The 15,147-nt window shown below is 71.4% G+C and carries 13 protein-coding genes, 3 tRNA genes and 1 pseudogene; 9 read left to right on the top strand and 8 right to left on the bottom strand.

Annotated features, from left to right (window positions below):
* The 3 genes and pseudogenes from AB0B40_RS30910 to AB0B40_RS30900 form a co-directional block, all read left to right on the top strand.
* Positions 1-987, top strand: a pseudogene (locus AB0B40_RS30910) (hypothetical protein); the annotation flags it as partial.
* A 217-nt stretch (positions 988-1,204) separates the two neighbouring features.
* Positions 1,205-2,752: a N,N-dimethylformamidase beta subunit family domain-containing protein gene (locus AB0B40_RS30905; protein ID WP_362266813.1), complete on the top strand. Its 1,548-nt coding sequence runs from the start codon at positions 1,205-1,207 to the stop codon at positions 2,750-2,752.
* Between the two features lie 72 nt (positions 2,753-2,824).
* Positions 2,825-3,724, top strand: a complete 900-nt coding sequence (locus AB0B40_RS30900) for a phosphoribosylaminoimidazolesuccinocarboxamide synthase (RefSeq protein ID WP_345057062.1) — start codon at positions 2,825-2,827, stop codon at positions 3,722-3,724.
* A gap of 151 nt (positions 3,725-3,875) precedes the next feature.
* Here AB0B40_RS30900 and AB0B40_RS30895 read toward each other — a convergent pair.
* The 8 genes from AB0B40_RS30895 to AB0B40_RS30860 form a co-directional block, all read right to left on the bottom strand.
* Positions 3,876-3,951 (bottom strand) — tRNA-Gly (locus tag AB0B40_RS30895).
* Between the two features lie 23 nt (positions 3,952-3,974).
* Positions 3,975-4,589: a response regulator transcription factor gene (locus AB0B40_RS30890; RefSeq protein WP_345057064.1), complete on the bottom strand. Its 615-nt coding sequence runs from the start codon at positions 4,587-4,589 to the stop codon at positions 3,975-3,977.
* Positions 4,586-5,809 (bottom strand): histidine kinase, encoded by a 1,224-nt coding sequence (locus AB0B40_RS30885; protein WP_345057080.1) that lies wholly within the window; start codon positions 5,807-5,809, stop codon positions 4,586-4,588. Before AB0B40_RS30885 ends, AB0B40_RS30890 begins: the two co-directional genes overlap by 4 nt.
* 27 nt (positions 5,810-5,836) lie before the next feature.
* Positions 5,837-6,625: an ABC transporter permease gene (locus tag AB0B40_RS30880; protein ID WP_345057066.1), complete on the bottom strand. Its 789-nt coding sequence runs from the start codon at positions 6,623-6,625 to the stop codon at positions 5,837-5,839.
* Positions 6,622-7,560: an ABC transporter ATP-binding protein gene (locus AB0B40_RS30875; protein WP_345057068.1), complete on the bottom strand. Its 939-nt coding sequence runs from the start codon at positions 7,558-7,560 to the stop codon at positions 6,622-6,624. The genes AB0B40_RS30880 and AB0B40_RS30875 overlap by 4 nt, the downstream gene beginning before the upstream one ends.
* Positions 7,561-7,687: 127 nt before the next feature.
* Positions 7,688-7,760, bottom strand: a tRNA-Gly gene (locus tag AB0B40_RS30870).
* A gap of 80 nt (positions 7,761-7,840) precedes the next feature.
* Positions 7,841-7,912: transfer RNA gene (locus AB0B40_RS30865), tRNA-Gly, on the bottom strand.
* Between the two features lie 167 nt (positions 7,913-8,079).
* Entirely contained in the window at positions 8,080-8,397 is a 318-nt protein-coding gene (locus tag AB0B40_RS30860) for an Lsr2 family protein (protein WP_345057070.1), read from the bottom strand.
* A gap of 311 nt (positions 8,398-8,708) precedes the next feature.
* Between AB0B40_RS30860 and purS the strand changes: the two genes are divergently transcribed.
* The 6 genes from purS to purF all read left to right on the top strand — a co-directional run bounded on the left by purS (position 8,709) and on the right by purF (position 15,139).
* A complete protein-coding gene (purS, locus tag AB0B40_RS30855; RefSeq protein WP_345057072.1) occupies positions 8,709-8,972 on the top strand; it encodes a phosphoribosylformylglycinamidine synthase subunit PurS in 264 nt (87 codons plus the stop codon).
* Complete coding sequence (gene purQ, locus AB0B40_RS30850) at positions 8,969-9,649, top strand: phosphoribosylformylglycinamidine synthase subunit PurQ (protein WP_345057074.1); 681 nt, start codon at positions 8,969-8,971, stop codon at positions 9,647-9,649. Before purS ends, purQ begins: the two co-directional genes overlap by 4 nt.
* A complete protein-coding gene (gene purL / locus AB0B40_RS30845; protein ID WP_362266808.1) occupies positions 9,646-11,904 on the top strand; it encodes a phosphoribosylformylglycinamidine synthase subunit PurL in 2,259 nt (752 codons plus the stop codon). The genes purQ and purL overlap by 4 nt, the downstream gene beginning before the upstream one ends.
* Positions 11,905-12,086: 182 nt before the next feature.
* A complete protein-coding gene (locus AB0B40_RS30840; protein ID WP_362266806.1) occupies positions 12,087-12,884 on the top strand; it encodes a sterol carrier family protein in 798 nt (265 codons plus the stop codon).
* 70 nt (positions 12,885-12,954) lie between these two features.
* Positions 12,955-13,407 carry an META domain-containing protein gene (locus AB0B40_RS30835; protein ID WP_345048076.1) on the top strand — a complete coding sequence of 151 codons (453 nt, stop codon included), beginning with the start codon at positions 12,955-12,957 and terminating at the stop codon, positions 13,405-13,407.
* Between the two features lie 202 nt (positions 13,408-13,609).
* Positions 13,610-15,139: an amidophosphoribosyltransferase gene (gene purF, locus AB0B40_RS30830; protein ID WP_161294528.1), complete on the top strand. Its 1,530-nt coding sequence runs from the start codon at positions 13,610-13,612 to the stop codon at positions 15,137-15,139.
* The last annotated feature ends 8 nt before the right edge of the window (positions 15,140-15,147 follow it).

Genomic DNA, 15,147 nt, shown 5'->3' with positions numbered 1-15,147 from the left:
CGTCCGCCGGACGCCGCCGAGCCGGCCGCCGACATCCGGCACGGTGCCGAGCCCGATCCTCACCTTCCGCACGGCGCCGAGCCCGGTCCGTGGCCCCTGGACGCCGCAGAGCCCGCCCTCCACCCGCCGTACGACGACGGGCCCACCGCTCACCTCCCGCACGACACCGAGCCGGGCCTTCGTCCGCCGGACGCCGCCGAGCCGGCCGCCGACATCCGGCACGGTGCCGAGCCCGCCCCTCACCTTCCGCACGGCGCCGAGTCCGGTCCTCGTTCCCTGGACGCCGCCGAGCCCGCCCCTCACCTCCCGCACGGTGCCGAGCCCGCCCTCCACTCCCCGTACGACGACGGGCCCGCCGCCCACTCCCCGTACGACGGCGAGCCCGCAGCCCACTCCCCGTACGTCGACGGGCCCGCAGCCCACTCCCCGTACGTCGACGGGCCCGCAGCCCACCCCCCGTACGTCGACGGGCCCGCAGCCCACCCCCCGTACGTCGACGGGCCCGCCGCCCATCTCCCGCGCGACGACGAACCCGTCCTCCACCCCCCGTACGACGAGGACGACGAGGATGGCGATCGTGCGACCGAGCGCAGTGCCGCGCTGGCCGCCGGGCTGAGTGCCGCGCTGGCGCGGGAGGAGGCCGCCGTGCCGGACGGCGGCAGCGCGGCCCGCTCGGGTCCCGAGAGTCCGCTGTGGGCCGCCCGCGACGGCGTACTGCCGCCCTTCCCGCTGCAACCCCAGCGCACCGCCCGCGAACTGCTCGCCGACCACGTCACGGCGATGGTGTGCTGCGCGGCCGTCGACACCGCCGGGGCGGTCCCCGCGCTGGACTGGCTGGACGGCCCGTCCCTGCTGCTGGGCGGCGAGCGGGCCGCCGACCTGACGCCGAAGGTTCTCAGTCTGATCGAGGAAGGGGACCCGGGCCCGCTGCGCGACTGGCTGGTCGCGTCCGGAATACGCCCTGAGAAGCCCGTGCGGCTGGTGTGACGGCGCCGTAGCGTCTTTTTCGCCGCCGTAACGGAAAGGCGACTTCCACTTCAGGTCAATTCGCAACGACTAGTGACCGAGCCCGTGCGTTATGTGATGTGCTGGGACCGACCACGCACTTGGCAAAGGCATGCGACATACGACAGCACGGCCGAGCACAGCGAGCACGGTGAGCACCACCGAGACAGCCACGGGGGCATGAGGGAGGGGAGCGACCATGGCCTCGGACCACATTCGCCGCTGGGAGTCCGGAGCACTCGCGCACGCCGTCACGGACCCCTTCGGCCAGGGCCCGGTGCCCTGGCTGCGCGGCAGTGAGACGTACTTCGACGACACCGGGCATGTCGTGCCCTGGTACGTCGATCCCGGCCCGCAGCAGTTCACCGGAGGCGGAGGCGGAGGCGGAGGCGGAGGCGGAGGCGGAGGCCGAGGCGGGGGCGGAGGGAAGCGCGTCCCGGCACCGCGAGCGGCCGCCCCCGGCCCCCGCTCGGCGGACGACGTGTACCGCCAGATCAAGGGCTTCACCTCCACCGGCGCGGTCGCGCCAGGCGACGCGATCGACTTCCACGTCACGGTCGACCCGCCGCAGGAGTTCAGCGTCGACATCTACCGCATCGGCCACTACGGCGGTGACGGCGCCGCCAAGATCACCACCAGCCCCCGGCTCTCCGGCATCGTCCAGTCCCCGCCGCTGACCGCCGACCGGACGGTCTCCTGTCACCACTGGTGGCTGTCCTGGCGCCTGCAGGTGCCCTCCTACTGGAACATCGGCGCCTACGTGGCCGTCCTGACCACCGCCGACGGCTACCGCTCCCACGTGCCCTTCACGGTCCGCGACGACCATCCCGCCGACCTGCTCCTGCTGCTGCCCGACATCACCTGGCAGGCGTACAACCTCTACCCGGAGGACGGGCACACCGGTGCCAGCCTCTACCACGCCTGGGACGAGCGGGGGCGGCTGCTCGGCGAGGCCGACGCGGCGACCACGGTCTCCTTCGACCGGCCGTACGCGGGCGCGGGCCTGCCCCTGCACGTCGGCCACGCCTACGACTTCATCCGCTGGGCCGAGCGCTACGGCTACGACCTCGCCTACGCCGACGCCCGCGACCTGCACGCCGGCCGCGTCGACCCCGCCCGCTACCGGGGCCTGGTCTTTCCCGGGCACGACGAGTACTGGTCGGTGCCGATGCGCCGGGCCGTCGAGGACGCCCGCGACCGTGGCACCTCGCTGGTCTTCCTGTCCGCCAACACCATGTACTGGCAGGTGGAGCTGGGGCCGTCCCCGTCCGGTGTCCCGGACCGGCTGCTGACCTGCCGCAAGCGCAAGGGACCGGGCCGGCCGGTGCTCTGGCGGGAGATCGACCGGCCCGAGCAGCAGCTGGTCGGCATCCAGTACGCGGGCCGGGTGCCCGAGCCGCACCCGCTGATCGTCCGCAACGGCGGCCACTGGCTGTGGGAGGCGACCGGCGCGCACGAGGGCGACGAGATCGCGGGCCTGGTCGCCGGTGAGGCGGACCGGTACTTCCCGCGCACCCCACTGCCCGAGCACGACGAGCGCATCCTGCTCGCCCACTCGCCCTACACCGACAACGACGGCGTCCTGCGCCACCAGGAGACCTCCCTCTACCGCGCCCCCTCCGGCGCCTGGGTGTTCGCCTCCGGCACGTTCGCCTGGTCCCCGTCCCTGGACCGCCCCGGCCATGTCGACTCCCGCATCCAGCGGGCCACGGCGAACCTGCTGGACCGCATCTGCAAACGGGACTGACCCCCTGGCCGCACCGCGATCACCCGCATACGGGAGAATCGAGGCACTTGGACAGAGCCACGGGGAGGAACCGTGTCCGGATTCGTAGAAAAGCCCGAGCCGATCGAGGTTCCGGGCCTGGTGCACCTGCACACCGGCAAGGTGCGCGACCTGTACCGGAACGAGGCGGGCGACCTCGTGATGGTCGCCAGCGACCGCATCTCCGCCTACGACTGGGTGCTGCCCACCGAGATCCCCGACAAGGGCCGCGTTCTCACCCAGCTCTCCCTGTGGTGGTTCGACCAGCTGCGTGACCTCGCCCCCAACCACGTCATCGGCACCGAGCTGCCCGAAGGCGCCCCGGCCGACTGGGCGGGCCGCACGCTGGTCTGCAAGTCCCTGAAGATGGTCCCGGTGGAGTGCGTGGCCCGTGGCTACCTCACCGGCTCGGGCCTGCTGGAGTACCAGGAGTCCCGGACCGTCTGCGGCCTCGCCCTCCCCGAAGGTCTCGTCGACGGCTCCGAACTCCCCGGCCCCATCTTCACCCCGGCAGCCAAGGCCGAGGTCGGCGAGCACGACGAGAACGTCTCCTACGAGGAGGTGGCCCGCCAGGTCGGCGCGGAGACCGCCGCCCAGCTGCGCCAGGCCACGCTCGCGGTCTACTCGCGCGCCCGGGACATCGCCCGGGACCGGGGGATCATCCTGGCCGACACCAAGTTCGAGTTCGGCTTCGAGGGCGACACCCTCGTCCTCGCCGACGAGGTCCTCACCCCGGACTCCTCCCGCTTCTGGCCGGCCGACCAGTGGCAGCCGGGCCGCGCCCAGCCGTCGTACGACAAGCAGTTCGTCCGGGACTGGCTCACCTCGCCGGAGTCCGGCTGGGACCGCAAGAGCGAGCAGCCCCCGCCGCCACTGCCGGAGCGGGTCGTGGAGGCGACCCGGGCGAAGTACGTGGAGGCGTACGAGCACCTGACGGGCACCAGCTGGGCCTAGGTCCTGTCTGACAATTCCCGGACAGGCGCCAGCCGTCGGGAGAGCCCCCGGCGGATGCCGGGGGCTGACGCGAAAAGGTCGCACGCGAGAAGGACGTACACGAGAAGGACGTACGCGAGAAGCCCCCGGCCGGGGGCCGGGGGCTTCTCCATGGAGCGGACGACGAGGCTCGAACTCGCGACCTCAACCTTGGCAAGGTTGCGCTCTACCAACTGAGCTACGTCCGCACTGCGCCGTGGCGCGAGAGCAACTATACCCAACCTCGCTCGCGTGCGAGACGCACTGCCGCATGGCGGTTCTCGGCGCCGAGCTTCGTGACGGCCGAGGAGAGGTAGTTCCGCACGGTCCCGGGTGACAGCGCGGCCCGCTCGGCGATCTCCGCGACCGGTGCGCCGTCGGCGGCCAGCTCCAGCACCTCGGCCTCGCGCGCGGTCAGCGGCGAGTCACCGGCGGAGATCGCGTCGGCGGCCAACTCGGGGTCGACGTAGCGGTTTCCGGCGTGCACGGTCCGGATGATCTCGGCCAGCCGCCGGGCGCTGACGGTCTTCGGGACGAACCCGCGCACACCGGCCGCGAGCGCCCGTTTCAGATGTCCGGGGCGCCCGTGACCGGTGACGATCAGCACCTGGCAGCCGGGCAGTTCGGTGCGCAGGGATGTGGCGACCCTCACACCGTCGGCACCCGGCATCTGGAGGTCCAGGACGGCCACGTCGGGTTCGTGCGCCCGTGCCATCGCCAGTGCCTCGGGCCCGGTCGCCGCCTCCGCGACGACCAGCAGATCGTCCTCCAGGGAGAGCAGCGCGGCCAGCGCACCCCGGATCAGATGCTCGTCGTCGGCGAGCAACAGCCGTACCGGGGCGCTCACGAGGTGACTCCTTCCACAGTCGCCAGGGGTACTTCCGCCACCAGCCGGAACCGGTCCCGGCCGCCGCCGACGATCCCCGTCTCCAGGCTCCCGCCCACGGCGGCGAGCCGCTCCCGGAGTCCGGCGAGTCCGGAGCCGCCGCCCCCGCGCGGTGCCGTCGCACCGTCGTTCTCCACTGTCAGCACCACCTGCCCCTCGCGCACCGTGAGCCCCACCTCGCACCGGGCCGCGTCACCGTGCCGCAGAACGTTGGTGGCGGCCTCGCGCACCACCCAGCCGAGCGCGGACTGCACCGCGGCGGGCAGAGCGGAGGGTTCGGCCCGGACCTCGCACGCGATGCCCGCCGCCGCCAGCACCCCTTGCGCACCGGCGAGTTCGGCGCTCAGGTCGGCTTCCCGGTAGCCGCGTACGACGGCCCGTACCTCCCGCTGGGACTCCTGTGCGATGCGCTGCACCTCGATCATCTGCTCCACGGCCTCCGCCCGCCCGCGCCGGGCCAGTTGGACGGCCAGCTCGCTCTTGAGGGAGATCACCGACAGGTTCCGGCCCAGCACGTCGTGCAGGTCCCGCCCGAACCGCAGTCGTTCCTCGGCGACGGCGAGCCGGGCCCGGTCCTCCCGGGCCTCGTCCAGCTCGTACACGCAGTTGAGCAGCCAGACGGAGAAGACGCAGGTGAGGGCGATGAAGCCGGCGCCCAGGAACACCAGGAGCCCGGTGACCAGCGCGAGGGGCCAGTGCGCGCCGAACGGCAGGGCCACCAGGCCGGCACCGCAGGCGAAGCCCGCGACGATGGCGAAGGCGCGCCGCCGGGAGGTGACACCGAGCGCCTGCATGCCGCCGCCCCAGGACAGCAGGCCGCCGTAGACCGTGCCGAGGGCGGTCCCGGAGTCCTCGCCGACGGCGCCGTACCGGTGCACCGCCAGGGCGCCCGCCGCCAGCAGGAACGAGAGGGCACCCAGCGCTCCCATCGCCCGCACCGGCCGGGGGCGCCGGCCGCGCGTCCAGTCCAGGGCCCGCGAGGCGGTCGCCGCCATCACCACACTGTGCCCGGCGACCAGGGCGACCAGCCAGCCCGCGAGTCGCGGTGGCACGTGCCCGACCGCGGGCAGTCCCACTGCGAAGATCTCCATCACGACGAAGAAGTGGAACGACCAGCGCGTGTACGTCTCGACCTTCGCCGGTGTGCTCTTGCGCCGCCACCAGCCGAGCGGCCCGGTCATTCCCATGGCTCCCGTCACTTCTCGTGGTCAGCGTCGCGGCTCCCAGCGGAACCGCCGCCGTACAGCAAACACCGCCAGGAGGATCCAGGCCACCGCGGTCGCGAGAGTGGTGAGCGTCTCGCCGGCGCTCAACTGGCCGGTCCAGCCGCCGCGGAAGAGCCGGACCGCCGGGGACAGCGGGAGCAGTCGGCAGACGGCGGCCAGCCGGCCGGGCATGACCTCGGTGGGGAACGCGATCCCGGAGCCGGCCATCGACACGAAGATGAGCGGCAGCGTGGTGATCTGGCCGCTCTCCACGCTGCGGGTGAAGGACGCGGTGAGCGCGGCGAGCGCGGCACTGACCAGGAAGCCGGCCACCAGGCCGGGCAGGATCAGGTACGGCGCCCTGGGCGCGCCGGTGTGCAGCAGTGCCGCGCATCCCGCGCACAGCAGCAGCGTCTGGGCCAGGCCGATGCCGACGGCGGGCAGGGCGGTGCCGGTGAGGATCTCTGTGTCGGACAGCTCGCCGGTGCGCAGCCGCTTGAGGACGAGCTCCTCGCGGCGGGCGACGTAGGCGTTGGCCAGGGCGGAGTAGACGGCGAAGAGGAAGGAGAAGCCGACCGCGGAGGTCAGCAGGGTGGTGCCGACGGTCAGTCCCCGCTCGGCCAGGTCGAACCGGTCGAAGGCCGGCCGCACGCTGAGCGGCAGCAGGAGCGGCACGGACAGCGCGGTGAACACGACACCGCGGTTGCGGCCGAGGAGGGCGAGTTCGGCGCGTCCCAGCGCGCGCAGCCGCTGCAGGGAGCCCGGGGCGGTTCCGGGGAGCGAGATGCTCATGCCGCCACCCCCTGCTCCCGTGCGATCGCGAGGAACGCCTCCTCCAGCGAGGCCGAGCGGACGTCCAGTCCGCGCAGTTCGACACCGGCCCGGTCGGCCCAGGCCAGTATTCCGGTGGCGGTGCGCTGGAGTTGGGCCGTGCGCAGCCGTACGACCCGTCCGTCGCTCTCGTGCCCGCAGACGCCGAGGCCGGCGAGGGGTGGCAGATCGCCGAGGAAGTAGCCGTCGGGTAGTTCGAAGGACATCCGGGAGGGGCGGCCGGCGGTGACCTCGGCCGCGGTCCCGGAGACCGCGATCCGGCCGTCGTGCAGGATGGCGAGCCGGTCGGCGAGACCCTCGGCCTCCTCCAGGTAGTGCGTGGTGAGCAGCACGGTGGTGCCGGCGGTACGCAGCTCGCGCACCAGCGCCCAGGTGTCCCGGCGGCCCTCCGCGTCGAGCCCGGTCGTCGGCTCGTCGAGGAACAGCACCTCGGGATCGCCGAGCAGCGCCAGCGCCAGGTCGAGGCGCCGCCGTTCTCCGCCGGACAGCTGTTTGACCCGCACCCGGTGCTTGTCCGCGAGCCCCACCAGCTCCAGCACCTCGGCTTCGGGCCGGGCCCCGCTGGTGCACCCGGCCCACATCCGGGCGGTCTCCATGACGCTCAGTTCGGCGGGGAAGCCGCCTTCCTGGAGCATGACGCCGGTGCGGGGCCGTACGGCGGCCCGCTCGCGGTGGGGATCGTGGCCGAGCACCCGGACCCGGCCGCCGGACGGCGCCGCGAGCCCCTCCAGCAGTTCCACCGTCGACGTCTTTCCGGCGCCGTTGGTGCCCAGCAGGGCGAAGATCTCCCCGCGTGCCACGGAGAAGGTGATTCCGCGTACGGCCTCGAACCCGCCCCCGTAGACGCGTCTGAGGTCGGTGACCTCGATCACGCGCTCGTGTCCGTCGATGTCCATGGCACCAGCGTCCCGGCGGTGCGTCCCGGTCGGCAGTGCGCGGTGTCATCACTGGCCATGACAAATGTCAGCCCGGCTCCGGACAATGAAGAAGACCCCGGTCCAGTGGACCGGGGTCTCATTCCCGAGCGGACGACGAGGCTCGAACTCGCGACCTCAACCTTGGCAAGGTTGCGCTCTACCAACTGAGCTACGTCCGCAATGCTCCCGATCGGCTCCCACCGACCGGTGCGGGCACCAGCCTACCCGATCCACAACAGTGGTCGTGACGGCGATGCAGAGCGGGTGACAGGAATCGCACACTGCGCCTTCCCCCTGGAAGGGGGATGTTCTACTACTGAACTACACCCGCACGCTCCTCGGGATCCGGCCTTTCGGCCTCGCCCCTCGGCGTGTCCCAGACATTAGCTGATCAGCAGGGGGGTAGCGCAAGTCGGCGCCGCTTCAGGTCCTGTATGTCCCAAGTGCACGTCCCTCAGGGCCCGCTGACGGACCCTGAGGGATCGCCCCTTCGCGGGCTCACTGGGCGGCGCTGAACGCCTCGTAGACCTTCTTCGGGATGCGTCCGCGCGCGGGGACGTCCATCTTGTTGGCCTGGGCCCAGGCGCGGACGGCCGCCGGGTCGGGGGCGACCTCCGTCTGCCGGAACGCCTTGCCGGACCGCGACCGCTTGCGGCCGGCCTCGACGTAGGGCTCGAGCACCTTGCGGAGTTTCTCGGCGTTGGTTTCGTTCAGGTCGATCTCGTACGACTTGCCGTCGAGTCCGAAGGCGATCGTCTCCGCCGCTTCCGAGCCGTCGATGTCGTCAAAGAGAGTGACCACGACCTTTTGCGCCACGAATATCGGTCCCTTCGTGCGGCACGTCGTTACAGCTCAACGCCGACGACGTGCCGAGTATCGGCTATTGCCAATTCATTTGTACAGTGCCCGGCAAAGGAAAGTGAAGCCCGACTAAATCCGTCCGCGTGTCCGGGCGCAATAGGGGCCAGGGGCGGACTGTGGGAACTTTCCCAGAACTTTTCACGGGTGCACGGCTTCGACACCCGATCGTGATGCGCCTCACGTAGTTTCCTCCAACTCTACCCGCGTAGAAATTTTGTGCGGGTAGTCTGAAGGAACCTGCTCAGCACCACACATCGGGAGTGCCAGTGGCACGCGTCGTAGTCGACGTCATGCTCAAGCCGGAGATCCTCGACCCCCAGGGCCAGGCGGTCCAGCGTGCGCTGCCGCGCCTGGGATTCGAAGGGATCTCGGACGTACGTCAGGGAAAGCGTTTCGAACTGGAAGTTGACGGGCCGGTTGACGAGGCCGCGCTCGCCCGGATCCGCGATCTGGCGGAATCCTTCCTCGCCAACACCGTGATCGAGGACTTCACCGTCCGCGTCGATGAAGTCGCGGAGGCGGTGAAGTGACCGCTCGTATTGGCGTCGTCACTTTCCCGGGCAGCCTGGACGACCGGGACACCCAGCGCGCGATCCGCCTCGCGGGCGCCGAGCCGGTCGCCCTGTGGCACAAGGACAAGGACCTCAAGCAGGTCGACGCGGTGGTCCTGTGCGGCGGATTCTCCTACGGCGACTATCTGCGGGCCGGCGCCATCGCCCGTTTCTCGCCGGTGATGGAGCCCCTGATCGAGCAGGCGAAGGCCGGACTGCCGGTCCTCGGTATCTGCAACGGCTTCCAGATCCTCACGGAGGCCCACCTCCTTCCGGGCGCCATGCTCGGCAACGACCACCTCCACTTCATCTGCCGCGACCAGAAGCTGCGGGTGGAGAACGCGGAGACGTCCTGGACCAGCGACTACCGCGCCGGCCAGGAGATCCACATCCCGCTGAAGAACATGGACGGCCGGTACGTCGCCGACGACCGCACGCTCGCCGAGCTGGAGGCGGAGGGCCGGGTCGCCTTCCGCTACCTGGACGTCAACCCCAACGGCTCGCTGAACGACATCGCCGGCATCACCAACGCGGCCGGGAACGTCGTCGGCCTCATGCCGCACCCCGAGCACGCCGTCGAGCCGCTGATCGGCACCGGCCGTACCGACGGCCTCCCGTTCTTCACCTCGATCCTCAAGAAGCTGGTCAACGCATGAGCCGGACGCCTCTGGACACGGTCGAGCACGCGGCCGCTACCCCCGACGTCGAGCTGCCCTGGGCCGAACTCGGCCTGAAGAAGGACGAGTACGAGCGGGTGGTGGAGATCCTCGGCCGCCGCCCCACCGGCGCCGAACTCGCCATGTACTCGGTCATGTGGTCCGAGCACTGCTCGTACAAGTCCTCCAAGGTCCACCTGCGCCAGTTCGGCGAGAAGGCGCCCGAGAGCGACGCCATGCTCGTCGGCATCGGCGAGAACGCCGGCGTCGTCGACGTCGGCCAGGGCTACGCGGTCACCTTCAAGGTCGAGTCGCACAACCACCCGTCGTACGTCGAGCCCTACCAGGGCGCGGCCACGGGTGTCGGCGGCATCGTCCGCGACATCATCGCGATGGGCGCCCGCCCGGTGGCCGTCGTGGACCCGCTGCGCTTCGGCGCCGCCGACCACCCCGACACCAAGCGCGTCCTGCCGGGCGTGGTCGCGGGCATCGGCGGCTACGGCAACTGCCTGGGCCTGCCCAACATCGGCGGCGAGGTCGTCTTCGACGCCTGCTACCAGGGCAACCCGCTGGTCAACGCCGGTGCCATCGGCGTGATGCGGCACGAGGACATCCACCTGGCCAAGGCCTCCGGCGCGGGCAACAAGGTCATCCTGTACGGCGCCCGGACCGGCGGCGACGGCATCGGCGGCGCCTCGATCCTGGCCTCCGAGACCTTCGACGACGCCAAGCCCTCCAAGCGTCCGGCCGTCCAGGTCGGCGACCCCTTCCAGGAGAAGCTGCTCATCGAGTGCACCCTGGAGGCCTTCAAGGAGAAGCTGGTCGTCGGCATCCAGGACCTCGGTGCCGCCGGCCTCTCGTGCGCCACCTCCGAGCTGGCCTCCAACGGCTCCGGCGGCATGCGCGTCACCCTGGACGACGTTCCGCTGCGCGACTCGACGCTCTCTCCTGAGGAGATCCTCATGAGCGAGTCGCAGGAGCGCATGTGCGCGGTCGTGGAGCCGGAGAAGGTCGGCCGCTTCCTGGAGATCTGCGAGAAGTGGGACGTCATCGCCACCGTCATCGGTGAGGTGACCGACGGCGACCGGCTGGAGATCTTCTGGCACGGAGAGAAGATCGTCGACGTCAACCCGCGCACGGTCGCGCACGAGGGCCCGGTCTACGAGCGCCCGTACGCCCGCCCCGCGTGGCAGGACGCCCTCCAGGCGGACGACGCGAACAAGCTGCCCCGCCCGGAGACGGGAGAGGAGCTGAGGGACCAGGTCCTGAAGCTGGTGGCCTCGCCGAACCAGGCGTCCAAGAAGTGGATCACGTCCCAGTACGACCACTTCGTGCAGGGCAACACCGTCCTCGCCCAGCCGGAGGACTCCGGCATGATCCGCGTGGACGAGGAGACCGGCCTCGGCGTCGCCATCGCCACGGACGGCAACGGCCGCTACGCCAAGCTCGACCCCTACACGGGCGCCCAGCTGGCCCTGGCCGAGGCGTACCGCAACGTCGCCACGACCGGCGCCAAGCCGCTGGCCGTCTCCGACTGCCTGAACTTCGGCTCGCCCGAGGACCCGGCGGTGATGTGGCAGTTCGCCGAGGCGGTGCGCGGTCTCGCCGACGGCTGTCTGCGCCTGGGCACCCCGGTGACCGGCGGCAACGTCTCGCTCTACAACCAGACCGGCGAGGCCGCCATCCACCCCACCCCGGTGGTGGCCGTGCTCGGTGTCATCGACGACGTCGCCCGCCGCACCCCGGTCGCCTTCCAGGAGGAGGGCCAGCTGCTCTACCTCCTCGGCGACACCCGTGAGGAGTTCGGCGGCTCGGCCTGGTCCCAGGTGATCCACGACCACCTGGGCGGACTGCCCCCGGCCGTGGACCTGGACCGGGAGCGCCTGCTGGCCGAGATCCTGATCTCCGCCTCCCGCGACGGCATGATCGACTCCGCGCACGACCTGTCCGACGGCGGTCTGGTCCAGGCCGTGGTCGAGTCCGCGCTGCTCGGCGGCAAGGGCGCGCGCCTGGTCGTGCCCGACGGTCTGGACGCCTTCACCTTCCTGTTCTCCGAGTCGGCCGGCCGCGCCGTCGTCGCCGTGCCGCGCTCGGAGGAACTCCGGTTCAACGACATGTGCGGTGCGCGCGGCCTGCCGGCCACCCGCATCGGTGTCGTCGACGGTGACGCCGTCGAGGTCCAGGGCGAGTTCTCCCTGACCCTCGCCGAACTGCGCGAGGCCCACGAGGGCACGATCCCGGCCCTGCTCGCGTAAACGGCCGTACGACGGCGAGGGCCCGCCCGTGGCAACGGGCGGGCCCTCGCCGCGGGAAGGCGCCGGTGCGACACCGCCGGGCAAGCCGGGGCCCGGCACGCCGCCGACGGCCGTCGGCATGCGTTCGGCCCGGTCGGAAAAGGGACTGAGGAGCCACGTGGTCAGGGCATAGGCTCATCGCCATGCCACCGGACAGGAAGCGCGCCCGCAGCTACGACCCCGCCAGGACCCGAGCCGCGGTCCTCGCCCAGCTCGCCCATGTGCGGGAGGCCGCCCGCGGCCTGGCCCCGGAGCAACTCGCCCTGCCCACCCGGCTCGGTGAGTGGACCGTACGGGACCTGGTCGCGCACATCGGCATGGCGGTCACCGCCGTGCACCGCGCCCTCGACCGGCCGGCCCCGCCCAAGCAGGACGTGACGGTCGTGCGGTGGCCCTTCGCCACCGCCGCGAACGCCTCCGCCATCGCCGACTTCACCCGCGACGTCGCCGCGGACCACCCGGACCTCGACGCCTACCTCACGGACGTCGACTCCTCGCTGCGCGCCCTGCTCGCCGAGCACCCCGGCCAGCGCCTGCTGGAGACCAACGCGGGCGCCCTGCCCCTGGACGACTACCTGGTCACCCGCACCGTCGAACTCGTCGTCCACACCGACGACCTGAACGCCGCCGTCCCGGGCCTGGAGGTGCCCTACGACCGGCAGGCCCTGGCCACCGCCACCCGGCTGCTCGCCGACGCCCTGGCCGTGAAGGCCCCCGGCGGCTCCACCGAGGTCCGGGTGCCGCCGTACGCCGTCGTGCAGTGCGTCGAGGGGCCCCGGCACACCCGCGGCACCCCGCCGAACGTCGTGGAGACCGACCCGCTGACCTGGATCCGGCTCGCGACCGGCCGCGTGAGCTGGAAGGAGGCCGTCGCCGACGCGAAGGTCAGCGCGAGCGGGGAGCGGGCGGACATCGAGGGACTCCTGCCGGTCATGGCCTAGGGCCTGTCCGACGGAACCGGTCGGCCAGGGTCTCGCGGAACCGGTCGTGCCGCGCGGCCGTCCAATCGCCATGAACCACTACAAGCAGCGCATGACCCTGGCGGCGGCCACCGTGCTGCTCCCGCTCATGGTGGCCTGCGGCAGCGCGAAGGGGGACAGTGGTGCCGTGAGCGTCGAGCAGCCCCTGACCGGAGTCGACTGGCGGGTCGACAGCCTCACCGTCGGCGGGACGACCCGGCACGCCCCCGCCGCCGCCCGCCTCCGCATCGACGACGGCAAGGCGGCCGGCAACCTGGGGTGCAACCAATTCAGCGCCCGGGCCACCGTGGACGGCGACCGGATCACCATCGGGAACCTGCGCACCACCCGCATGGCCTGCGACAAGGCCCGGATGGACTTCGAACGGGCCCTCGCCCGCGCCCTGACCACCGGCACGCTCGTCGCCAAGACCGACGCCGCGAAGCTGACGCTCACCGACGGCGACGGCGACCGCGTCCATCTCAGCCGCGCCCCCTCCGAATGATGTGCGACGCCTCACTCACGTATCCGGCAAAGGCCCCCGCGCCCCGGCCCCACCGGCCGCCCGGATCGTCCCGCGGTCACCGCCGTAGCCGCCTTGACCAGCGCAAACGTAGAAACCCCCAAGGTGATCGACACCGCTCGGCCGGTCAGGGGCGCGCATCCCCAATTCGGACCAGTGGTCGACCTCGCCTACACTCGGTGGTGTGCCACGTGGTGACGGTCGACTCAATCACGATCTGCTTCCCGGCGAAAAGGGCCCCCAGGACGCTTGCGGCGTCTTCGGCGTCTGGGCTCCGGGCGAAGAGGTCGCAAAGCTCACGTACTTCGGGCTCTACGCCCTCCAGCACCGGGGCCAGGAATCCGCGGGAATCGCGGTAAGCAACGGCTCCCAGATCCTCGTCTTCAAGGACATGGGCCTGGTATCCCAGGTCTTCGACGAAACTTCTCTCGGCTCTCTCCAGGGCCATATCGCGGTCGGACACGCCCGCTACTCGACCACCGGGGCCTCCGTGTGGGAGAACGCCCAGCCGACGTTCCGCGCCACCGCGCACGGTTCGATCGCGCTCGGCCACAACGGCAACCTGGTCAACACGGCGCAGCTCGCCGAGATGGTCGCCGCCCTGCCGAACGACAACAACAGCCGCTCCACCCGGGTCGCGGCCACCAACGACACCGACCTGCTGACGGCCCTGCTGGCCGCCCAGGTCGACGAGGACGGCAAGCCGCTGACCATCGAGGAGGCCGCGCACGCGGTCCTCCCGAAGGTGAAGGGCGCCTTCTCCCTGGTCTTCATGGACGAGGGAACCCTCTACGCCGCCCGTGACCCGCAGGGCATCCGCCCGCTGGTCCTCGGCCGCCTGGAGCGCGGCTGGGTCGTCGCTTCGGAGTCCGCCGCCCTCGACATCTGCGGCGCGAGCTACGTGCGCGAGATCGAGCCGGGCGAGTTCGTCGCCATCGACGAGAACGGTCTGCGCAGCTCGCGATTCGCAGAAGCGAAGCCCAAGGGCTGTGTCTTCGAGTACGTGTACCTGGCCCGCCCGGACACCGACATCGCCGGCCGGAATGTGTACCTCTCCCGCGTGGAGATGGGCCGGCGCCTGGCCAAGGAGGCCCCGGCCGAGGCCGACCTGGTCATAGCGACCCCGGAATCCGGCACTCCGGCCGCCATCGGCTACGCGGAGGCGTCCGGCATCCCCTTCGGCGCGGGACTGGTCAAGAACGCCTATGTCGGCCGGACCTTCATCCAGCCGTCGCAGACCATCCGCCAGCTGGGCATCCGCCTGAAGCTGAACCCGCTGAAGGAAGTCATCAAGGGCAAGCGCCTGGTCGTCGTCGACGACTCGATCGTGCGGGGCAACACTCAGCGGGCCCTGGTCCGCATGCTCCGCGAGGCCGGCGCCGCCGAGGTCCACATCCGGATCTCCTCCCCGCCCGTGAAGTGGCCCTGCTTCTTCGGCATCGACTTCGCCACCCGCGCGGAGCTGATCGCCAACGGCATGACCATCGAGGAGATCGGCACCAGCCTCGGTGCCGACTCCCTCGCCTACATCTCCATCGACGGCATGATCGAGGCGACCACGATCGCCAAGCCGAACCTGTGCCGCGCCTGCTTCGACGGCGAGTACCCGATGGAGCTGCCGGACCCGGAGCTGCTCGGAAAGCAGCTGCTGGAGACCGAACTGGCCGCCGGGCCCGCGGCCACGGCCGCCGCCGACGCGATCCGTCGCCCGTAAGCCCGCTT

The organism is Streptomyces sp. NPDC042638, assembly GCF_040647235.1.
GTDB classification, from domain to species: Bacteria; Actinomycetota; Actinomycetes; order Streptomycetales; family Streptomycetaceae; genus Streptomyces; species Streptomyces rameus.
Note: the sequence above shows the minus strand (reverse complement) of the source record. Positions and strands in the feature narration are given on the sequence as shown.

Excerpts from the sequence above, each read along its gene's own strand:
- AB0B40_RS30840 (WP_362266806.1), top strand. The coding sequence starts at position 12,087 with ATGCCACCGGACAGGAAGCGCGCCCGCAGCTACGACCCCGCCAGGACC.
- AB0B40_RS30875 (WP_345057068.1), bottom strand. The coding sequence starts at position 7,560 with ATGGACATCGACGGACACGAGCGCGTGATCGAGGTCACCGACCTCAGA.
- AB0B40_RS30880 (WP_345057066.1), bottom strand. The coding sequence starts at position 6,625 with ATGAGCATCTCGCTCCCCGGAACCGCCCCGGGCTCCCTGCAGCGGCTG.
- purL (WP_362266808.1), top strand. The coding sequence starts at position 9,646 with ATGAGCCGGACGCCTCTGGACACGGTCGAGCACGCGGCCGCTACCCCC.
- AB0B40_RS30835 (WP_345048076.1), top strand. The coding sequence starts at position 12,955 with ATGAACCACTACAAGCAGCGCATGACCCTGGCGGCGGCCACCGTGCTG.
- AB0B40_RS30905 (WP_362266813.1), top strand. The coding sequence starts at position 1,205 with ATGGCCTCGGACCACATTCGCCGCTGGGAGTCCGGAGCACTCGCGCAC.
- AB0B40_RS30885 (WP_345057080.1), bottom strand. The coding sequence starts at position 5,809 with ATGACCGGGCCGCTCGGCTGGTGGCGGCGCAAGAGCACACCGGCGAAG.